The 16,046-nt window shown below is 71.6% G+C and carries 14 protein-coding genes, 2 tRNA genes and 1 riboswitch; of the genes, 4 read left to right on the top strand and 12 right to left on the bottom strand.

The window, feature by feature from the left end; genetic code table 11:
• Positions 1–129: 129 nt before the first annotated feature.
• The 4 genes from ACFY00_RS35045 to ACFY00_RS35030 form a co-directional block, all read right to left on the bottom strand.
• Entirely contained in the window at positions 130–792 is a 663-nt protein-coding gene (locus ACFY00_RS35045; RefSeq protein WP_388037462.1) for an ATP-dependent Clp protease proteolytic subunit, read from the bottom strand.
• A 44-nt stretch (positions 793–836) separates the two neighbouring features.
• Positions 837–1,466 (bottom strand): ATP-dependent Clp protease proteolytic subunit, encoded by a 630-nt coding sequence (locus ACFY00_RS35040; protein WP_285738023.1) that lies wholly within the window; start codon positions 1,464–1,466, stop codon positions 837–839.
• A 246-nt stretch (positions 1,467–1,712) separates the two neighbouring features.
• The gene (gene tig, locus ACFY00_RS35035) at positions 1,713–3,113 is read right to left on the bottom strand and encodes a trigger factor (RefSeq protein ID WP_388037459.1); all 1,401 of its coding nucleotides are present in this window, start codon (positions 3,111–3,113) and stop codon (positions 1,713–1,715) included.
• Positions 3,114–3,324: 211 nt separating this feature from the next.
• Positions 3,325–3,398 (bottom strand) — tRNA-Pro (locus tag ACFY00_RS35030).
• 151 nt (positions 3,399–3,549) lie between these two features.
• Between ACFY00_RS35030 and ACFY00_RS35025 the strand changes: the two genes are divergently transcribed.
• Positions 3,550–3,623 (top strand) — tRNA-Gly (locus tag ACFY00_RS35025).
• Between the two features lie 143 nt (positions 3,624–3,766).
• Here the strand turns inward: ACFY00_RS35025 and ACFY00_RS35020 are convergent.
• From ACFY00_RS35020 to ACFY00_RS35010, 3 genes are all read right to left on the bottom strand, one after another.
• Positions 3,767–4,786 (bottom strand): peptidoglycan DD-metalloendopeptidase family protein, encoded by a 1,020-nt coding sequence (locus ACFY00_RS35020; protein ID WP_388037457.1) that lies wholly within the window; start codon positions 4,784–4,786, stop codon positions 3,767–3,769.
• A gap of 5 nt (positions 4,787–4,791) precedes the next feature.
• Positions 4,792–4,911, bottom strand: a riboswitch (cyclic di-AMP (ydaO/yuaA leader).
• Between the two features lie 402 nt (positions 4,912–5,313).
• Positions 5,314–5,508 (bottom strand): hypothetical protein, encoded by a 195-nt coding sequence (locus tag ACFY00_RS35015; protein ID WP_285737908.1) that lies wholly within the window; start codon positions 5,506–5,508, stop codon positions 5,314–5,316.
• 409 nt (positions 5,509–5,917) lie between these two features.
• Entirely contained in the window at positions 5,918–7,129 is a 1,212-nt protein-coding gene (locus ACFY00_RS35010) for a PP2C family protein-serine/threonine phosphatase (protein WP_388037454.1), read from the bottom strand.
• A gap of 160 nt (positions 7,130–7,289) precedes the next feature.
• On the opposite strand from ACFY00_RS35010, the gene ACFY00_RS35005 reads away from it, so the two are divergent.
• Positions 7,290–7,718: a GNAT family N-acetyltransferase gene (locus tag ACFY00_RS35005; RefSeq protein ID WP_388037452.1), complete on the top strand. Its 429-nt coding sequence runs from the start codon at positions 7,290–7,292 to the stop codon at positions 7,716–7,718.
• Between the two features lie 45 nt (positions 7,719–7,763).
• On the opposite strand, the gene ACFY00_RS35000 is transcribed toward ACFY00_RS35005, so the two are convergent.
• Positions 7,764–8,249: a ribose-5-phosphate isomerase gene (locus tag ACFY00_RS35000; protein WP_388037450.1), complete on the bottom strand. Its 486-nt coding sequence runs from the start codon at positions 8,247–8,249 to the stop codon at positions 7,764–7,766.
• Between the two features lie 71 nt (positions 8,250–8,320).
• Positions 8,321–8,917: a biotin transporter BioY gene (locus ACFY00_RS34995; RefSeq protein ID WP_388037447.1), complete on the bottom strand. Its 597-nt coding sequence runs from the start codon at positions 8,915–8,917 to the stop codon at positions 8,321–8,323.
• Positions 8,918–9,194: 277 nt separating this feature from the next.
• Between ACFY00_RS34995 and ACFY00_RS34990 the strand changes: the two genes are divergently transcribed.
• Positions 9,195–10,595, top strand: a complete 1,401-nt coding sequence (locus ACFY00_RS34990) for an amino acid permease (RefSeq protein WP_388037446.1) — start codon at positions 9,195–9,197, stop codon at positions 10,593–10,595.
• Positions 10,596–10,652: 57 nt separating this feature from the next.
• Here ACFY00_RS34990 and ACFY00_RS34985 read toward each other — a convergent pair whose 3' ends face one another.
• Complete coding sequence (locus tag ACFY00_RS34985; protein ID WP_388037444.1) at positions 10,653–11,288, bottom strand: disulfide bond formation protein DsbA; 636 nt, start codon at positions 11,286–11,288, stop codon at positions 10,653–10,655.
• Between the two features lie 182 nt (positions 11,289–11,470).
• On the opposite strand from ACFY00_RS34985, the gene pepN reads away from it, so the two are divergent.
• Positions 11,471–14,065, top strand: a complete 2,595-nt coding sequence (gene pepN, locus ACFY00_RS34980) for an aminopeptidase N (RefSeq protein ID WP_388037442.1) — start codon at positions 11,471–11,473, stop codon at positions 14,063–14,065.
• 61 nt (positions 14,066–14,126) lie between these two features.
• Here the strand turns inward: pepN and ACFY00_RS34975 are convergent, their stop codons facing one another.
• Positions 14,127–15,080 (bottom strand): carbohydrate ABC transporter permease, encoded by a 954-nt coding sequence (locus ACFY00_RS34975; protein ID WP_388037439.1) that lies wholly within the window; start codon positions 15,078–15,080, stop codon positions 14,127–14,129.
• Between the two features lie 10 nt (positions 15,081–15,090).
• Entirely contained in the window at positions 15,091–16,023 is a 933-nt protein-coding gene (locus ACFY00_RS34970) for a carbohydrate ABC transporter permease (RefSeq protein ID WP_388037436.1), read from the bottom strand.
• Between the last annotated feature and the right edge of the window lie 23 nt (positions 16,024–16,046).

The following is a 16,046-nucleotide window of genomic DNA, read 5'->3' as shown; positions in this document are numbered from 1 at the left end:
CGTGATCCCCCCCCCGAGCGCCGGCGGGGGCCCCCCCCCCCCGCGCCGGCCCCCGCGCCGGGGCCCCCCGGCCCGCCCGCGCGGGGGGTTGGCCTCCACCCCCCCCCCCCCCCCCCCCGGGGCGGTGGGTCAGTCGGTGTACGAGTTCTTCCGGGTCGAGACGATCTGGTCGATCAGCCCGTACTCCAGCGACTCCTCGGCGGTGAGGATCTTGTCGCGCTCGATGTCCTCGCGGACCTGGTCGACCGACTTGGTCGAGTGCTTGGCCAGCATGGTCTCCAGCTGCTCGCGCATCCGGAAGATCTCCCGGGCCTGGATCTCCAGGTCCGACACCTGGCCGCGGCCGGTCTCGGTGTACGGCTGGTGGATCAGCACCCGGGCGTTCGGCAGCGCGAGGCGCTTGCCGGGGGTGCCCGCGGCCAGGATCACCGCGGCGGCCGAGGCGGCCTGGCCCATGCAGACCGTCTGGATGTCCGGCTTCACGAACTGCATGGTGTCGTAGATCGCGGTCAGCGCGGTGAACGAGCCGCCGGGCGAGTTGATGTAGAGCGAGATGTCCCGGTCCGGGTCCATCGACTCCAGGCAGATCAGCTGCGCCATGATGTCGTTCGCCGAGACGTCGTCCACCTGCGAGCCGAGGAAGATGATGCGCTCCTCGAACAGCTTGGCGTACGGGTCGTACTCGCGGATGCCCTGCGAGGTGCGCTCGACGAAGCGCGGGACGATGTAGCGGCCCTCGGCTCGCATGTCCTCCAGGCGGGCCTTGGCGCCCGACAGGCTGGGGATGTTCATGGTTTCTGGTCCTCCGAAGCGTGCGGTCAGGAATGCGTTGCCGGTCAGCCGGCCAGGCCGGCGCCGGTGCCGCCGCCGCCCGGGACGTCCGCGGCGCTGTGCATGATCTCGTCGATCAGGCCGTACGCCTTGGCCTCCTCCGGGGTGAACCAGCGGTCGCGGTCGGAGTCCGCGGTGATCTGGTCGAAGGACTGGCCGCTGTGGAAGGCGATGAGCTCCGACATCCGCTTCTTGGTGCGCAGCAGCTGCTCGGCCTGGATCCGGATGTCGGTGGCGGAGCCGCCGAGGCCAGCGGAGGGCTGGTGCATCAGGATGTTGGCGTTCGGCAGCGAGAAGCGCTTGCCCTTGGCGCCCGCGGTCAGCAGGAACTGGCCCATCGACGCCGCCATGCCCATCGCGATGGTCACCACGTCGTTCTTGATGTACTGCATGGTGTCGTAGATCGCCATGCCGGCCGAGATGGATCCACCCGGGGAGTTGATGTAGAGGTAGATGTCCTTGTCCGGGTCCGCCGCGAGCAGCAGCAGCTGGGCGGTGATCTTGTTGGCGATGTCGTCGTCGACCTGCTGGCCGAGGAAGATGATGCGCTCGTTGAGCAGCCGGTTGTAGACCTGGTCGCCCAGGCCGCCACCCACGTCGCCGCCGGCGGCGTGCGGTGCCATCAGGCCAGGCATCTGCATCTGCGGGAACGTCACTTAGCCACCTGCTCAGTCGATCTGTGTGTGTCGCTGTTCAACGACCCTAACGCGCAGGCCCCGTCGCTGAATCCCCCACGCAGAACTGTTCGCTGTGAGCGCAGGGTGAGCGGCACGGGCGCGCACCGCCGGTGCCGGGACAAGCCGAACGGGCCCGGACACCGTGCGGTGTCCGGGCCCGTTCCCGGAGTCGGTGGCCCGCCGGTGGACCGGCGGTCATGAGGCTCAGGCCTCGGCGGACTCCTCGGAGGTCTCCTCCGCGGCGGCCTCGGTGGACTCGGCGGCCTCGGTGGTCTCCTCCTCGTCGTCCTCGAAGGAGACGGTCTCGCCGTTGGTGTCGGTGACCTTGGCGGCCTCGACCACCAGGGCCAGCGCCTTGCCGCGGGCGACCTCGCCGACCAGGAGCTGCACCTGGCCGCCCTGGACGACCTGCTGGGCGAACTGGTCCGGGGTCAGGCCGGAGCCGGCGGCGCGACGGATGAGGTGCTCGGTGAGCTCCTCCTGGTTGACGCCCAGCTCCTCGTTCTTGACGATCTGGTCCAGCACGAACTGGGTCTTGATGCCCTTCTTCGCCTGCTCCTCGGTCTCCTTCTCGTAGTCCTCGCGGGACTTGTCCTGGGAGGCGAGGTAGGTGTCGAGGGTCAGGCCCATCGGCTCCAGCTGGTGGTGCTCCAGGTTGTGCTTGCGGGTGCCGATCTCGTCCGCGAGCAGCTTCGCCGGGTACTCCATCTCGACGCGCGCGAGCAGCTCGTCGAGGACCTTCTCCTGGGCCTGGGTGGCCTGGTCGAACTCCTTCATGCGCTCCAGGCGCTTGACGGAATCGGCGCGGAGCTCCTCCAGGGTGTCGAACTCGCTCGCCAGCTGCGCGAACTCGTCGTCCAGCTCGGGGAGTTCCTTCTCCTGGACGGTGGTCACGGTGACGGTGACCTCGGAGTCCTTGCCGACCTGGGTGCCGCCCTTGAGGGTGGTGGTGAAGGTCTTGGACTCGCCGGCCGACAGGCCGATGACGGCCTCGTCGATGCCGTCCAGCAGGCGGCCGGAGCCGATCTCGTAGCTCACGCCGGTGGCGGTGCCGTCCTCCGGCACCTCACCGTCGACCTTGGCCTCCAGGTCGATCACGACGATGTCGCCCTCGGCGGCGGCGCGCTCGACGTCCTTGACGGAGGCGAAGCGCTCGCGCAGCTGCTCCAGGGACTTCTCGACGTCCTCGTCGCTGACCTCGATCGGGTCGACCACGACCTCGATCTCGGAGAACTCGGGCAGGGTGACCTCGGGGCGCACGTCGACCTCGGCGGTGAACTTGAGGTCCCCGCCGTCGGCCAGGTTCTCGACACCCTCGATCTCGGTGATGTCGGGCTGGCCCAGAACGTCGATCTGGCCCTCGTCGACGGCCTGCGTGTAGAAGCGCGGAAGCGCGTCGTTGACGGCCTCCTCCAGCACCGCGCCACGACCGAAGCGCTGGTCGATCACCTTGTTCGGGATCTTGCCCTTGCGGAAGCCCGGAACGGTGACCTGCTGGTTGATCTTCTTGTACGCCGCGTCGAGGCTGGGCTTGAGCTCCTCGAAGGGCACCTCGACGGTGAGTCGAACCCGAGTGGGGTTCAGAGTCTCGACGGCGCTCTTCACGGTTGGGTCTCCTAGGGGGCTTGCGGTCAGGGCGATAGGCGGTTGGGGCTGCATTGCTGTCCGTACTACCGCCAGCGATCCATCCTACCGGTACCACGAAAGCGACTGTGCCCGGCACCTGGGTGGACGGAGGACGGGGAGCGACTGCCGCTCCGGCCCCGCCGCAACGACAACAGGGCCCCGCCCGCTGACGAGACCCTGCCGCACACGGTCGGGGTGACCGGATTCGAACCGACGGCCTTCCGCTCCCAAAGCGGACGCGCTACCAACCTGCGCCACACCCCGTGCTGCCGAGCAGAAGAGTACACGTCGACCCGCCCCCGGCCGGGGCGATATCGGCGAGCGACAACGGCGGAAGGAGTGTGCAATCCACCGACCCGACCAGGTACGCTGGGCCCGTCCGCACCGCCCGCAGGGTGGCGGCGGACGTTGCGTTGCGGGTGTAGCTCAATGGTAGAGCCCCAGTCTTCCAAACTGGTCACGCGAGTTCGATTCTCGTCACCCGCTCCACGAGAAGGCCCCGACCGCAGTGCGGTCGGGGCCTTCGCCGTTCCCGGGCCGCGGGCGCGGCTCCCCCGCCGTTCCCCGCGCGTCCCCGGAAAGCCCGAAGGCCCCGCGCAGCGGATCGCGGGGCCTTCGGGTGGTGCCGGGGGTCAGACGTTGACGCCGTGGGCCGCCAGGTAGGCGACGGGGTCGATGTCGGAGCCGTAGTCCGGGGTGGTGCGGATCTCGAAGTGCAGGTGCGGGCCGGTCACGTTGCCGGTGGCACCGGAGAGGCCGATCTGCTGGCCGGCGGTCACGGACTGGCCGGCCGAGACGGAGATCGAGGACAGGTGCGCGTACTGGGCGTACTTGCCGTCGGCGAGCTTGATGACGACCTGGTTGCCGTAGGCGCCGCCGTTGCCGGCCGAGACCACGGTGCCGTTGGCGACGGCCTTGAGGCTGGTGCCGGTGGCGACCGGGAAGTCGATGCCGGTGTGGTAGCCGCTGGACCAGTTGGAGCCGGCCACCTTGTAACCGGTGGTGACGCTGCCCGGCGCGGGGGCGACGTAGCCGGAGGAGGAGCTCGCGGCGGAGCTGCTGCCCGAGGTGGTGGCGGTGGTGGCGGTCGACGACTTCGCGGCGGACGAGGACGAGGAGGACGACGAGGTGGTCGACTTCTGCGTCTGCGTCTGGGCCTGCGTCCGGGTCTTCGCGGTGGTGGTGCCGCTCGACTTGGTCGAGGTCTTCGGGGCCGCGGTGGTGGCCGCGGCGTCCGAGGAGGACGGGGTCGTCGCGGCGGCCACGCCGTTGACGGTCAGCTGCTGGCCCGGGTAGATCAGGTTCGGGTTGCCGCCGATGACCGAGCGGTTGTCCTGGTAGAGCTTCTCCCAGCCGCCGTCCACGTTCTTCGCGGTGGCGATCTTGGAGAGGGTGTCGCCGGACGCGACCTTGTAGGTCTGCGCGGCGGCCGGGGCGGCCTGCCCGGCGGTGGTGGCGGTGGTGTCGGCGACCGGGGTGGCGTCGACCGAGACGTTGGCCCACTGGCGGCCGCCGTCCTGGTGGTCGGCGGTGCCGTGCGCGGAGGCGGCGCTGACCGGGAGGCCGACCGCGGCGCCGACGACTCCGGCGGCGATGGCGATGCGGGCGACGGTGGCCAGGCGCGGCTTGCGGTGCTTGCCCTGAGCGGACATGAAGCTGTTCCTCTCCGACGCCTACGAGGTGAGCTGTCGGGTTCGGGCGAGAGTTGCCCGGCCGCGTTCTCCGCGGCTTCACCCCGAGCCGGTCCCGTGCGTTCCGGATCCGGCGTACTACCTGTGGTTCCCCCGCTCCTGCCGTGGCGTGGTGTCTGGTCGGCACCGGACGGCGGCAGGACTAGGCGTTCCGCTCGGTGGCCCACCCGGCCGATGTCCGGGTTGCGGAGGAAGCAAAACCCACGGCTCGCGGAGCTGGCAAGCGCCGAAAGGCCCCGTCCCCGGGATCGGGAGGGGGCTGACGGTCCGCCAGGTCACGCTGTGCCGCCACCGGGCTGCGCAGTGCGTACGGGATCATGACGGTGCGCCCACGAACGGCGTACGGTGGGCGACTTCGGCCACCGTGCGCGCCCGGGCGCTGACCTGGCGTGACGGTTCGGGTGACCCTGGTCACCCGCGTATGGGACTTCCGGTCGGCCGGAGGGGGACTTCCGTCCTCCGGAGGGCGTTCTCCGGGGTCGGGCCGGTCAGCCCGCGATGCCGGAGATGGCCTTGGAGACGGACTCCAGGAACTGGCTGATCGGGGCGGCCATGTTCGACTGGTTGAGCATGAAGCCGAACAGGGCCGCGATGACGGCGTGGCCGGGCTTCAGTTGCTTGTTGCGGATGAAGATCGCAACGATGATGCCGAACAGGACCAGGGCGGAGACGGAGAAGGCCACCGGACTCACTTCCTCGATTCGTGGCGGGGATTCGGGTCGGAACCGGCGACGGCTCCGGGCGGAAACCGGCCCGTGCCCCCCGTGTCCCCACCACTCCATCCGGACTCAGTGTGGTCGCTCGTGCGGAGTGCGTAAAGGACTTGCCCCGTCCCCCGGGGCCCCAACCCGCGCGGCAGGGCTGATTTTCGCCGACCGTGACGATAGCGGACGGGTTCTGACGGCCCGTCGGCGGGAGGCGGTCCGCCGCGGTGGCGGCGGCAAAGCGGCAGGCAGACCGGTTACCCGGCCACGGGCCGGGTATGCCAGGGGAATTGGCCGAAGATCAACGTCCGGGTTTGACACTCCGTGGGCACCTCGTGCACACCGTTCCTCCGCGCCGGGCTGTGCGGTCGGCGGCGGTCGACGGGGGTCAGCGGCGCCAGACCAGCAGCACGGCGCGGTCGTCGTTGACGTGCTTGGCCACGCTGTCGATCAGCCGGACCGCGGCCCCGGAGCGCCCGGCCACCGGGGTGGTGGCGACCAGCCGGTCGGCCTCGCCCATCAGCCGGTCCATGCCCTCGCCCAGGTCCCGGCCGGGGATCTCCACCATGCCGTCGGTGCACAGCATCAGCACGTCGCCGGGGCCCAACGTACCGCGCACGCCTTCGAACTTGGCGCCGTCGTAGACGCCGAGCAGCGGGCCCTCGGCCTCCTTGACCTCCCAGTACCCGGCCCCGGCGAGCCGGTGCATGCCGGGCAGGTGCCCGGCGGAGAGGAGTTCGTACTCGCCGGTGTCCAGGTCGAGGACGAGGTGGACGGCGGTGGCGAAGCCCTCGGCCCAGTCCTGGCGCAGCAGGTAGCCGTTGGCGGCGGGGAGGAAGTCGTGGGCGGGCAGCGAGCCGAGCAGTCCGCCGAAGGCGCCGGAGAGCAGCAGGGCGCGGCTGCCCGCGTCCATGCCCTTGCCGGAGACGTCGGCGAGGACGACCTCCAGCACCCGGCCGCCGGGGCCGGTGCGGGCGGCGACCATGAAGTCGCCGGAGAAGGACTGACCACCGGCCGGGCGCAGCGCGGTGTCGGTGTGCCAGCCGTCGGGCAGCCGCGGGACGCGGCCCTGCACCCGGATCCGCTCGCGCAGGTCGAACAGCATGGTGGAGCCGCCGCGCCAGGGGACGCCGATCCGGCGGCGGAACTGGGCGACCAGCAGCCCGGCGACGCCGACCGCGCCGACCACCAGGGCGGCGCCGGGGGTGACGCCGTGGGTGTACGCCTCGGGGCGCTGGCTGGCCACCCGCTCCCCGGTGTGCACCACGGACTCGGTGACCAGGCCGCCCGCCGCGACGGCGTACAGCAGCACCAGGGTGCCGGGGCGCAGCAGCAGCGCGCCCGCCAGGATCGGCAGGACCAGGGCGGTGGGCGGGGCCCAGTCGGGGACGAGGACGTTGAGCAGCACCAGCAGCGGGACGGCCAGGGCGAGCGCGGCGAAGGCCCACCAGTCGGCGCCGTCGCCGCGGAAGTAGTCGACGCCGGTGCGGCGCAGCCTGCGCCGGGCCCGGTACAGCGCCGCGCGCAGCCGGGCCGTCACGGGTTCGCGGGACGGTCGGCCGTCCCGGCCCGTCGCACTGGGACGCGCGCTGCCGGCCATGGGGACCGACCTTATCCACCGCCGGTGCCCGCGTCGACGGGGTGGGTGGCACCGGGTGCAGCGGGAGTGCCACGCCCGGCGGGTTTCGGCCGCCCGGGCCCGGACGGCGGCGTCCGGTTATTCGCTCGTCGGGGCCGGAGACGGCTGGTAGGGGGGGTTCGTGGCGATTCGACACCCCGAGTTGACCGTACGTCCGCTGCGCGCCGAGGAGTGGGAGACCTGGCACCGGAACGTGGAGGTGGCCTTCGGCGGTGACGAGGAGGCGCCCGGGGCCCGGGAGTTGTGGCGGCGGCTGATCGACGCGGAGCGCACGCTGGTGGCCTGCGCGGACGGGCGGGTCGTGGGCGGGACGACGTCGTTCGACTTCCGGCTGGTGGCGCCGCGCGGCCCGGCCTCCTGCGTGCGGACCGACGGAGCGGCCGAACTGGCGCTGGACGTGCGCGAGTTGGGCTCGGTGTACCTGGGCGGCGGTTCGCCGGCGGCGCTGGCCGCGGCGGGCCTGGCGCGGGAGCTGCGGCCGGGGGCGCTGGAGCCGGCCTCGGCGGCGTTCCGCTCGGGTCTCGAGCCCTGGCGGCCGCACGGCATCTGAGGGACGGCTGCGCGGGGGACGCCCGGGCGGGCGTCCCCCGTCGGCTCAGCCCTGCGGGTGGTGGGCCGGAATCGGCGGGAGCTCGCCGGTGGTCTCGTAGTCGGAGAGCATCTCGATCCGGCGGGTGTGCCGCGGCTCGCCGCTGTACGGGGTGTTGAGGAAGATCTCGACGAACTTGGTGGACTCCTCGACGGAGTGCATCCGGCCGCCGATCGAGATCACGTTGGCGTTGTTGTGCTCGCGGCCGAGGGCGGCGGTCTGCTCGCTCCAGGCGAGGGCGGCCCGGACGCCCTTGACCTTGTTGGCGGCGATCGCCTCGCCGTTGCCGGAGCCGCCGATCACCACGCCCAGCGACTCGGGGTCGGCGGCGGTGCGCTCGGCCGCCCGGAGGCAGAACGGCGGGTAGTCGTCCTCGGCGTCGTAGACGTGCGGGCCGCAGTCGACCGGTTCGTGACCGGCCCCCTTCAGCCACTCGACGAGGTGGTTCTTCAGTTCGTATCCGGCGTGGTCGGAGCCCAGGTAGACGCGCATGCCCACGAGTGTGACATGCCGCCGGGTCCGCTCCCCGACGGGGGCGCGGACCCGGCGGCGGTGACGCTGCGTCAGCGGCGGCCGAGCAGCTTCCAGGTGAGCGGCAGGGCGCCCATCGCGAGCACCATCTTGAGCACGTCGCCGACCAGGTACGGGTACAGGCCGAGGTGGGCGGCCTTCGCCAGCGGGACGTCCAGGGCGAAGGCCAGGTAGGGGACGCCGACGGCGTAGATGGCCAGGCTGCCCAGCGCCATCGCGCCCGCGGTGCGCAGCGGGCTGCGGTCGGCGCCGCGGCGGGCCAGCGCGCCGGTCAGCGCGGCGGCGACCACGAAGCCGATCACGTAGCCGAGGGTGGCCAGGCCGGCGCCCGAGGTGCCCTGGGCGAACCAGGGCAGGCCCGCCATGCCCGCCGCCAGGTAGAGGCCGAGGGCGGCGGCGCCGCGGCGGGCGCCGAGCGCGGTGCCGACCAGCAGCGCGGCGAAGGTCTGCCCGGTGACCGGCACCGGCGAGCCGGGGACGGGCACCGAGAGCTGGGCGGCCAGGCCGGTCAGCGCGGCGCCGCCGGTCACCAGCGCCAGGTCGCGGGCGCGGGCACCGAGCCGGGTGGAGGCCTGCGGCAGCAGGTCGGCGAGGACGGCGGTGGACGGTGTCGGCGCGGCGATGGCCATGGCTGCTCCCTGGGCTCCGGTGCGGGTGATCACCTGCGAACCTACGCGCTGTCAGGTGCTTCGCGCCGCGTCGGCCGTGACAAAAGCCGACCGCTCCGGCTTGTCGGATCCGGCCTGTGACCGGGCCCTCACCCTCGCTCCACGCGTCCGAACGGTCACCCTGTGTCAGTCTTCCGTCCGGATGGCGGTACCGCCTGGGATGTCCACATCCCTTGTCGAATAGTGGACAGACCCCCGTGAACACGGCCAACTCCGTCGAACAGTCTGGAATCGTCGCATGACCCGCACCCCCACTCCCGAGACCGCCCCCGCCCGGGAGCCGGCCGCCGAGGACGCGGGCCTGTCCCACGGGCTCAAGCAGCGCCACCTGTCGATGATCGCGCTCGGCGGCGTGATCGGCGCCGGGCTGTTCGTCGGCTCGGGCGCCGGGATCGCCGCGGCCGGGCCGGCCGTGGTGCTGGCCTTCGCCGCCTCCGGGCTGCTGGTGATGCTGGTGATGCGGATGCTCGGCGAGATGTCCGCGGCCCGTCCCGCCTCCGGCTCCTTCTCGGTGCACGCCGAGCGGGAGATCGCCCCGTGGGCCGGGTTCACCGTCGGCTGGCTGTTCTGGGTGCTGCTGTGCGTGGGCGTCGCGGTGGAGGCGATCGGCGCGGCGGGCATCGTCTCCGGCTGGCTGCCCGGCGTGCCGTCCTGGGCCTGGGTCGCGGTCTTCATGGCCTTCTTCTGCCTGACCAACCTGGCCGCCGTCCGCAACTTCGGCGAGTTCGAGTTCTGGTTCGCCGCGGTCAAGGTGCTGGCCATCAGCGCCTTCCTGGTGATCGGCGTGCTGGCGATCTGCGGCCTGCTGCCCGACGCCCCGGCCCCGGGGCTGAGCAACCTGACCGGCCACGGCGGCTTCCTCCCGAACGGGGCCGGCGGCCTGATCACCGGTCTGCTCGCCTCGGTCTTCGCGTACGGCGGCCTGGAGACCGTCACCATCGCCGCCGCCGAGTCGGCGGACCCGCGGCGCAGCGTGGCGGTCGCGGTGCGCACCGCGATGTGGCGGATCGCGCTGTTCTACGTCGGCTCGATGGCGGTGATCGTCACCCTCGTCCCGTGGGACGACCCGGCGGTGGTCAAGCCCGGCCCGTACGTCGCCGTGCTGGACACGCTGGGCATCCCGGGCGCCGCGCAGCTGATGAACGTGGTGGTGCTGATCGCGCTGCTGTCCGCGATGAACGCCAACATCTACGGCGCCTCGCGGATGGCGCACTCGCTGATCGCCCGCGGCCACGGCCCGGCCGGGCTGTCCCGGATCTCCGGCGGGGTGCCGCGGCGCGCGGTGCTGGCCTCCTGCGGGTTCGGGTTCCTGGCGGTGCTGCTCTCCTACTGGTGGCCGGAGACGGTGTTCTCCTGGCTGCTGAACATGGTCGGGGCCGCGGTCCTGGTGGTCTGGGCGTTCATCTGCGTGGCCCAGTTGCGGATGCGGCGCCACCTGTCGGCCGATCAGCTGCCGGTCCGGATGTGGGCCTTCCCGTACCTGACCTACCTGGCGCTGGCCGCGATCCTGGCGGTGCTGGTGCTGATGACGCTGGACTCCGCCAACCGCCTGCAGCTCTACTTCACGGCGGGGCTGACGCTGGCGCTGGCCGTGGTGGGCGCGCTGCGCGACCGCCGCCGCCGGGCGGTCGCCCCCTGATCGACGCGCCGGAGCCCCGCACCCCCGGTGGGGTGCGGGGCTCCGGCGCGTCGGCGGCTACTCGAAGGACGGGCCCGCGGTGCGGGTGCGCTTGATCTCGTAGAAGCCGGGGGTGGAGGCGACCAGGATCGTGCCGTCCCAGAGCCGGGCGGCGGCCTCGCCGCGCGGGGTGGGCGTGACGACCGGGCCGAAGAAGGCGACGCGGTCGCCGTCCGGGCCGTCGACGGCGATCACCGGGGTGCCGACGTCCTCGCCGACCAGGCCGATGCCCTCGGCGTGCGAGGCGCGCAGCGCCTCGTCGTACGCGTCGGTGTCGGCGGCGTCGGCCAGTTCCTCCGGCAGGTCGGCGGCGCGCAGCGCGGCGACGATCGTCTCGCGGTTGTTGGGCAGGCCCTGGTTGTGGAAGCGGGTGCCGAGCTCGGTGTAGAGCGGGCCCAGCACCTTCTCGCCGTGGGCCTGGGCGGCGGCGATCAGGACCCGGACCGGACCCCAGCCGGCGGCCAGCAGGTCGCGGTACTGCTCGGGCAGGTCGTCCCGGTTCTCGTTGAGGACGGACAGGCTCATCACGTGCCAACGGGTGTCCACCGGGCGGAGCTTCTCGACCTCCAGCATCCAGCGGGAGGTCATCCAGGCCCACGGGCAGATCGGGTCGAACCAGAAGTCGGCGATCTTGCGGGAGTCTGCGGTCGTCACTGACGGCGCCCTTCGGTCGGCGGTTCGGCGGTTCGGGGGTTCCCCTCCGGGGTGCAACTCCGGACCGGCCGCGATGATTCCTCCCCAGTGCAATGGCACAGGTGGGACGGCGTGAAAGGATGCCCCCGGAGGGGTGCCATGAACACTCCCAAACCGTGTGTTCCGTACAGAGGAGTGCCGACGTGCCGGGCAAGAACCTGAGCCGTGAGGAGGCCCGCGACCGGGCCGCGATCATCCGGGTGGAGAGCTACCGCGTGCACCTGGACGTCAGTGCGGCGGCCGACCCCGGCCGGCCCACCTTCCGTTCCACCACCCGGATCTCCTTCGACTGCGCCGAGCCGGGCGCGACCGGCTTCGCCGACCTGCTGGCCCCCGAGGTGGTCTCGGTCGAGCTGAACGGCATCGCGCTGGACGTGGCCGAGGTGTTCGACGGCGCCCGGGTGACGCTGCCGGTGCTGGCCGCGCACAACCGGCTGACCGTGGTCGCCGAGTGCGCGTACAGCCGCACCGGCGAGGGCCTGCACCGCTTCGTCGACCCGGTGGACGGCGAGACCTACCTGTACACCCACTACGAGCCGGCCGACGCCCGCCGGGTCTTCGCGAACTTCGAACAGCCGGACCTGAAGGCCCCGTTCACCTTCACCGTGACCGCCCCCGCCGCCTGGGACGTGTACGCCAACGCGGTGCACGAGCGGATCACCGAGGAAGGCGCCGCCCGCACCTGGGAGTTCGCGCCGACCCGGCCGATCTCCACCTACCTGACCGCCGTGGTGGCCGGCCCGTACCACGTGGTGCGCGACCACTACACGCGCGAACTGCCCGACGGCACGCTGCTGGAGATCCCGCTGGCCGCCACCTGCCGCCGCTCGCTCGCCCCGCACTTCGACGCCGACGAGATCCTCACCGTCACCAAGCAGGGCCTGGACTACTTCCACCAGGAGTTCGACTACCCGTACCCGTTCGGCAAGTACGACCAGTGCTTCGTCCCCGAGTACAACATCGGCGCGATGGAGAACCCGGGCTGCGTGACCTTCCGCGAGGAGTTCGTCTTCCGCTCGAAGGTCACCGAGGCCGCGTACGAGTCCCGGGCCAACGTGATCCTGCACGAGATGGCCCACATGTGGTTCGGCGACCTGGTCACCATGAAGTGGTGGGACGACCTGTGGCTGAAGGAGTCGTTCGCCGACTTCATGGGCTCCTACGCGCAGATCGCCGCGGGCACGGAGTACCGCTCCGCCTGGATCACCTTCGCCAACCGCCGCAAGGCCTGGGCGTACCGGCAGGACCAGTTCCCCACCACCCACCCGATCACCGCGGACATCCGGGACCTGGAGGACGCCAAGCTCAACTTCGACGGCATCACCTACGCCAAGGGCGCCTCCGTCCTCAAGCAACTGGTCGCCTACGTCGGCCCGGAGGCCTTCTTCGAGGGCGCCCGCGCCTACTTCAGGAAGCACGCCTTCGGGAACACCGTCCTGGAGGACCTGCTGGACGCCCTGGAGGAGACCGGCGGCCGCGACCTGCGCGCCTGGGCCGCCGCCTGGCTGCAGACCTCCGGCGTCAACACCCTGACCCCCGAGGTGACCTGCGACGCCGAGGGCCGGATCACCGAGCTGGCGGTCCGCCAGGACGGCGCGCCGCTGCGGCCGCACCGGATCGCGGTCGGCCTGTACGACCGGGGCGCGGACGGCGCGCTGGTCCGCACCGACCGCTACGAGCTGGACGTCGCCGGGGAGCGCACCGTGGTCGCCGGGGCGGCCGGGCGGGAGCTGCCCGCGCTGGTGCTGGTCAACGACGACGACCTGACGTACTGCAAGGTCCGCTTCGACGAGCACTCGCTGGAGACCCTGCGCACCGGCCTCGGCGACCTGGCCGACGGCACCGGCCCGGACGGCGGCAGCACTCCGAGCCTGGCCCGGGCGCTGGCCTGGTCCGCGGTGTGGAACCTGACCCGGGACGGTCTGATGCCCACCCGCGACTACCTCGACCTGGTGCTGCGCTTCGCCGGCCGGGAGTCCGACGTCGGCGTCCTGCAGTCCCTGCACCAGCAGGCCGCCACCGCGCTGGCGGTGTACGCCGACCCGGCCCACCGCGCCGAGTACGGCGCCGCGCTCGCCGAGTGCGCGCTGCGCGAGCTGTCGCAGGCCGCCCCCGGCAGCGACCACCAGCTCGCCTGGGCCCGGTTCCTGGCCGACACCGCCGAGCGCGCCGACCACCTGCGGCTGCTGCGCGGGCTGCTCGACGGCACCGGCCGGATCGACGGCCTGGACGTCGACCAGGAGCTGCGCTGGAGCTTCTGGCTGGCGCTGGCCGCGCACGGGGCCGCCACCGCCGAGGAGCTGGCCGCCGAACTGGCCCGCGACCACACCGCCAGCGGCCGCCGCCAGCAGACCCAGTGCCTGGCCGCGCTGCCCGTCCCGGACGCCAAGGCCGCCGCCTGGGCCGCGGTGGTCGACTCCGACGAGCTGCCCAACGCCCTGGTGGAGGCCCAGATCGCGGGCTTCAACCGGGCCGGGCAGCGGGAGCTGACCGCCCCGTACGCCGCGCCGTACTTCGAGCTGCTGGAGTCGGTCTGGGCGGAGCGCTCGATCGAGATCGCGATGCGGATCGTCGGCGGCTTCTTCCCGCGGTACCAGACCACCCCGCGGACCCTGGCCGCCACCGACGCCTGGCTGGACGCCCACCCGGACGCCGCCCCGGCGCTGCGCCGGCTGGTGCTGGAGTGCCGGGACGACCTGGCCCGGGCGCTGCGCGCCCAGGAGTGCGACGCCCGGTGACGCCGACGGGGCAACTCCCTCCTCCGGGGAGGGGGTTGCCCCGTGTGCGGGAGTGGCGCGGTTACTTCAGGGTGGCCGAGGTCAGACCCGCCTGGACCTGCCGCTGGAAGGACAGGTACACCACCAGCACCGGCAGCATCGCGATCGTCATGCCCGCGAACAGGCCGGGGAAGTCGCTGGCGTAGCCGGACTGCTGGGCCAGGTTCATCAGGCCCTGGGCCAGCATCGAGCGGTCCGGGTCGCCACTGCTCTGCTGCTGCATCAGGGTCAGCGGCAGCAGGTACTGGTTCCACTGGCCGAGCACGTTGAAGATGAACACGCTGATCAGGCCGGACTTCGCCATCGGCACCATGACCTGGAAGAACGCCCGGGTGTGCGAGCAGCCGTCGATCATCGCGGCCTCGTGGACGGCGCTGGGCAGCGACCGGAAGAACGAGTGCAGGAAGAACACGGTGAACGGCAGCGAGTAGGCCGTGTAGACCAGGATCAGGCCGGCGTACTGGTTCAGGCCGAGCCAGGGGATCGCCGCACCGAGGTTCTTCATCATGAAGAACAGCGGGACGAGCGCCAGGTAGACCGGGAACATCGCACCGGCCACGAAGAAGTAGTAGATGACCCGGTTGCCGCGGAACTCGTAGCGGGCCAGCACGTAGGCGGCCATCGAGCCCAGCAGCATGGTCAGGGTGAGCGAACCGGCCAGCACGATCACGGTGCTGACGAAGAAGTCGCCGATGCCCTTGTCCCAGGCGCGGGTGAAGGCGTCGAAGCCCCAGTGCGAGGGCCAGCTCCAGGCGCTGTCGCCGATCTCGGTGTTGTTCTTGAACGAGCCGAGGACGATCCAGATCAGCGGGACGATGATCAGCACGGCCCACAGGGCCAGGAAGCCGTGCGAGAAGACGTTGAGGATCCCCCCGCCGTCGGCGAAGCGCTGCTCCTTGCCGGGCTTGCGCGGCTTGTCGTTCCCTCCGCTGCGCTGGGCCGGGATTCCGGTGGTCGCGTCGGTGTTGGTGCTCATGCCGGGAACCTCAGAACTCGATCTTCTCGCGCCGGGTGACCCGGAGCGAGACGACGGACAGGACCAGGGTGATGAAGAAGATCACCACACCCATGGCGCAGGCGTAGCCGGCCTTGCCGTAGGTGATGAAGTTGCGCATCAGCAAGGTCGCCATGATCTCGCTGTGGTGGTCCGGGCCACCGCCGTAGTACGCGCCGGGGGTCATGGTGGAGACCAGGGCGAAGGCGTCCATCGCGGCGATCGCGAGGTAGACCCAGGCGGTCTGGATGCTCTCCCAGAGCAGCGGCAGCGTGATCTTGAAGAAGGTGGTGCCGCGCTGGGCGCCGTCCAGCAGGGCGGCCTCGTAGATGTCCTTCGGGATGCTCTGCATGGCGGCCGAGAACAGCACCAGGTAGAAGCCGACGCCGGACCAGACGATCACGCCCATGACGCACCACAGGCCGAAGGTCGGGTTGGACGCGAAGTCCCAGGGGTGCTTCTCGTCGACGATGCCGAGCGTGATCAGGACGCCGTTGAGCAGGCCGCCCTTGTCGGTCCGGTACACGCCCTGGAACAGCACCGACAGGATGGCGACCGAGAGCACCTGCGGGAAGAAGAAGACGACCTTGTAGAAGGCCGAGCCGCGCACGCCCTGCACGCCGCCGGTGCCGCTCCTGCCGCCCACGTTGAGCATGAAGGCGAAGAACAGCGCCAGCAGGATGGTGGCCAGCGGCAGCACGATCAGCAGCAGCAGGTTGTGCCGCAGCGCGCCGAGGAAGGCGCCGTCCTTGAACAGCGCGGTGTAGTTGTCCAGCCCGATGAAGTTCATCTCGGACGAGGCGCCGGACCAGTCGGTCAGCGAGTAGCCGAAGGTCTGCAGGTAGGGCCAGATGACCAGGGCGATGTACAGCGCCACGGGAACCACGAGGAACCCGAGGATGAAGGGTGTTTTACGGTGACGCATGGGAGCTGCTCCTGTCCGCCGAC

It is taken from the genome of Kitasatospora sp. NPDC001540 (assembly GCF_042894345.1).
Classification (GTDB): Bacteria; Actinomycetota; Actinomycetes; order Streptomycetales; family Streptomycetaceae; genus Kitasatospora; species Kitasatospora phosalacinea_C.
Note: the sequence above shows the minus strand (reverse complement) of the source record. Positions and strands in the feature narration are given on the sequence as shown.

Coding starts and splice junctions, on each gene's coding strand:
- ACFY00_RS35045 (WP_388037462.1), bottom strand. CDS start 792: ATGAACATCCCCAGCCTGTCGGGCGCCAAGGCCCGCCTGGAGGACATG.
- ACFY00_RS35040 (WP_285738023.1), bottom strand. CDS start 1,466: ATGCCTGGCCTGATGGCACCGCACGCCGCCGGCGGCGACGTGGGTGGC.
- ACFY00_RS35020 (WP_388037457.1), bottom strand. CDS start 4,786: ATGTCCGCTCAGGGCAAGCACCGCAAGCCGCGCCTGGCCACCGTCGCC.
- ACFY00_RS35010 (WP_388037454.1), bottom strand. CDS start 7,129: ATGGCCGGCAGCGCGCGTCCCAGTGCGACGGGCCGGGACGGCCGACCG.
- ACFY00_RS35000 (WP_388037450.1), bottom strand. CDS start 8,249: ATGCGCGTCTACCTGGGCTCCGACCACGCCGGATACGAACTGAAGAAC.
- ACFY00_RS34995 (WP_388037447.1), bottom strand. CDS start 8,917: ATGGCCATCGCCGCGCCGACACCGTCCACCGCCGTCCTCGCCGACCTG.
- ACFY00_RS34990 (WP_388037446.1), top strand. CDS start 9,195: ATGACCCGCACCCCCACTCCCGAGACCGCCCCCGCCCGGGAGCCGGCC.
- ACFY00_RS34975 (WP_388037439.1), bottom strand. CDS start 15,080: ATGAGCACCAACACCGACGCGACCACCGGAATCCCGGCCCAGCGCAGC.
- ACFY00_RS34970 (WP_388037436.1), bottom strand. CDS start 16,023: ATGCGTCACCGTAAAACACCCTTCATCCTCGGGTTCCTCGTGGTTCCC.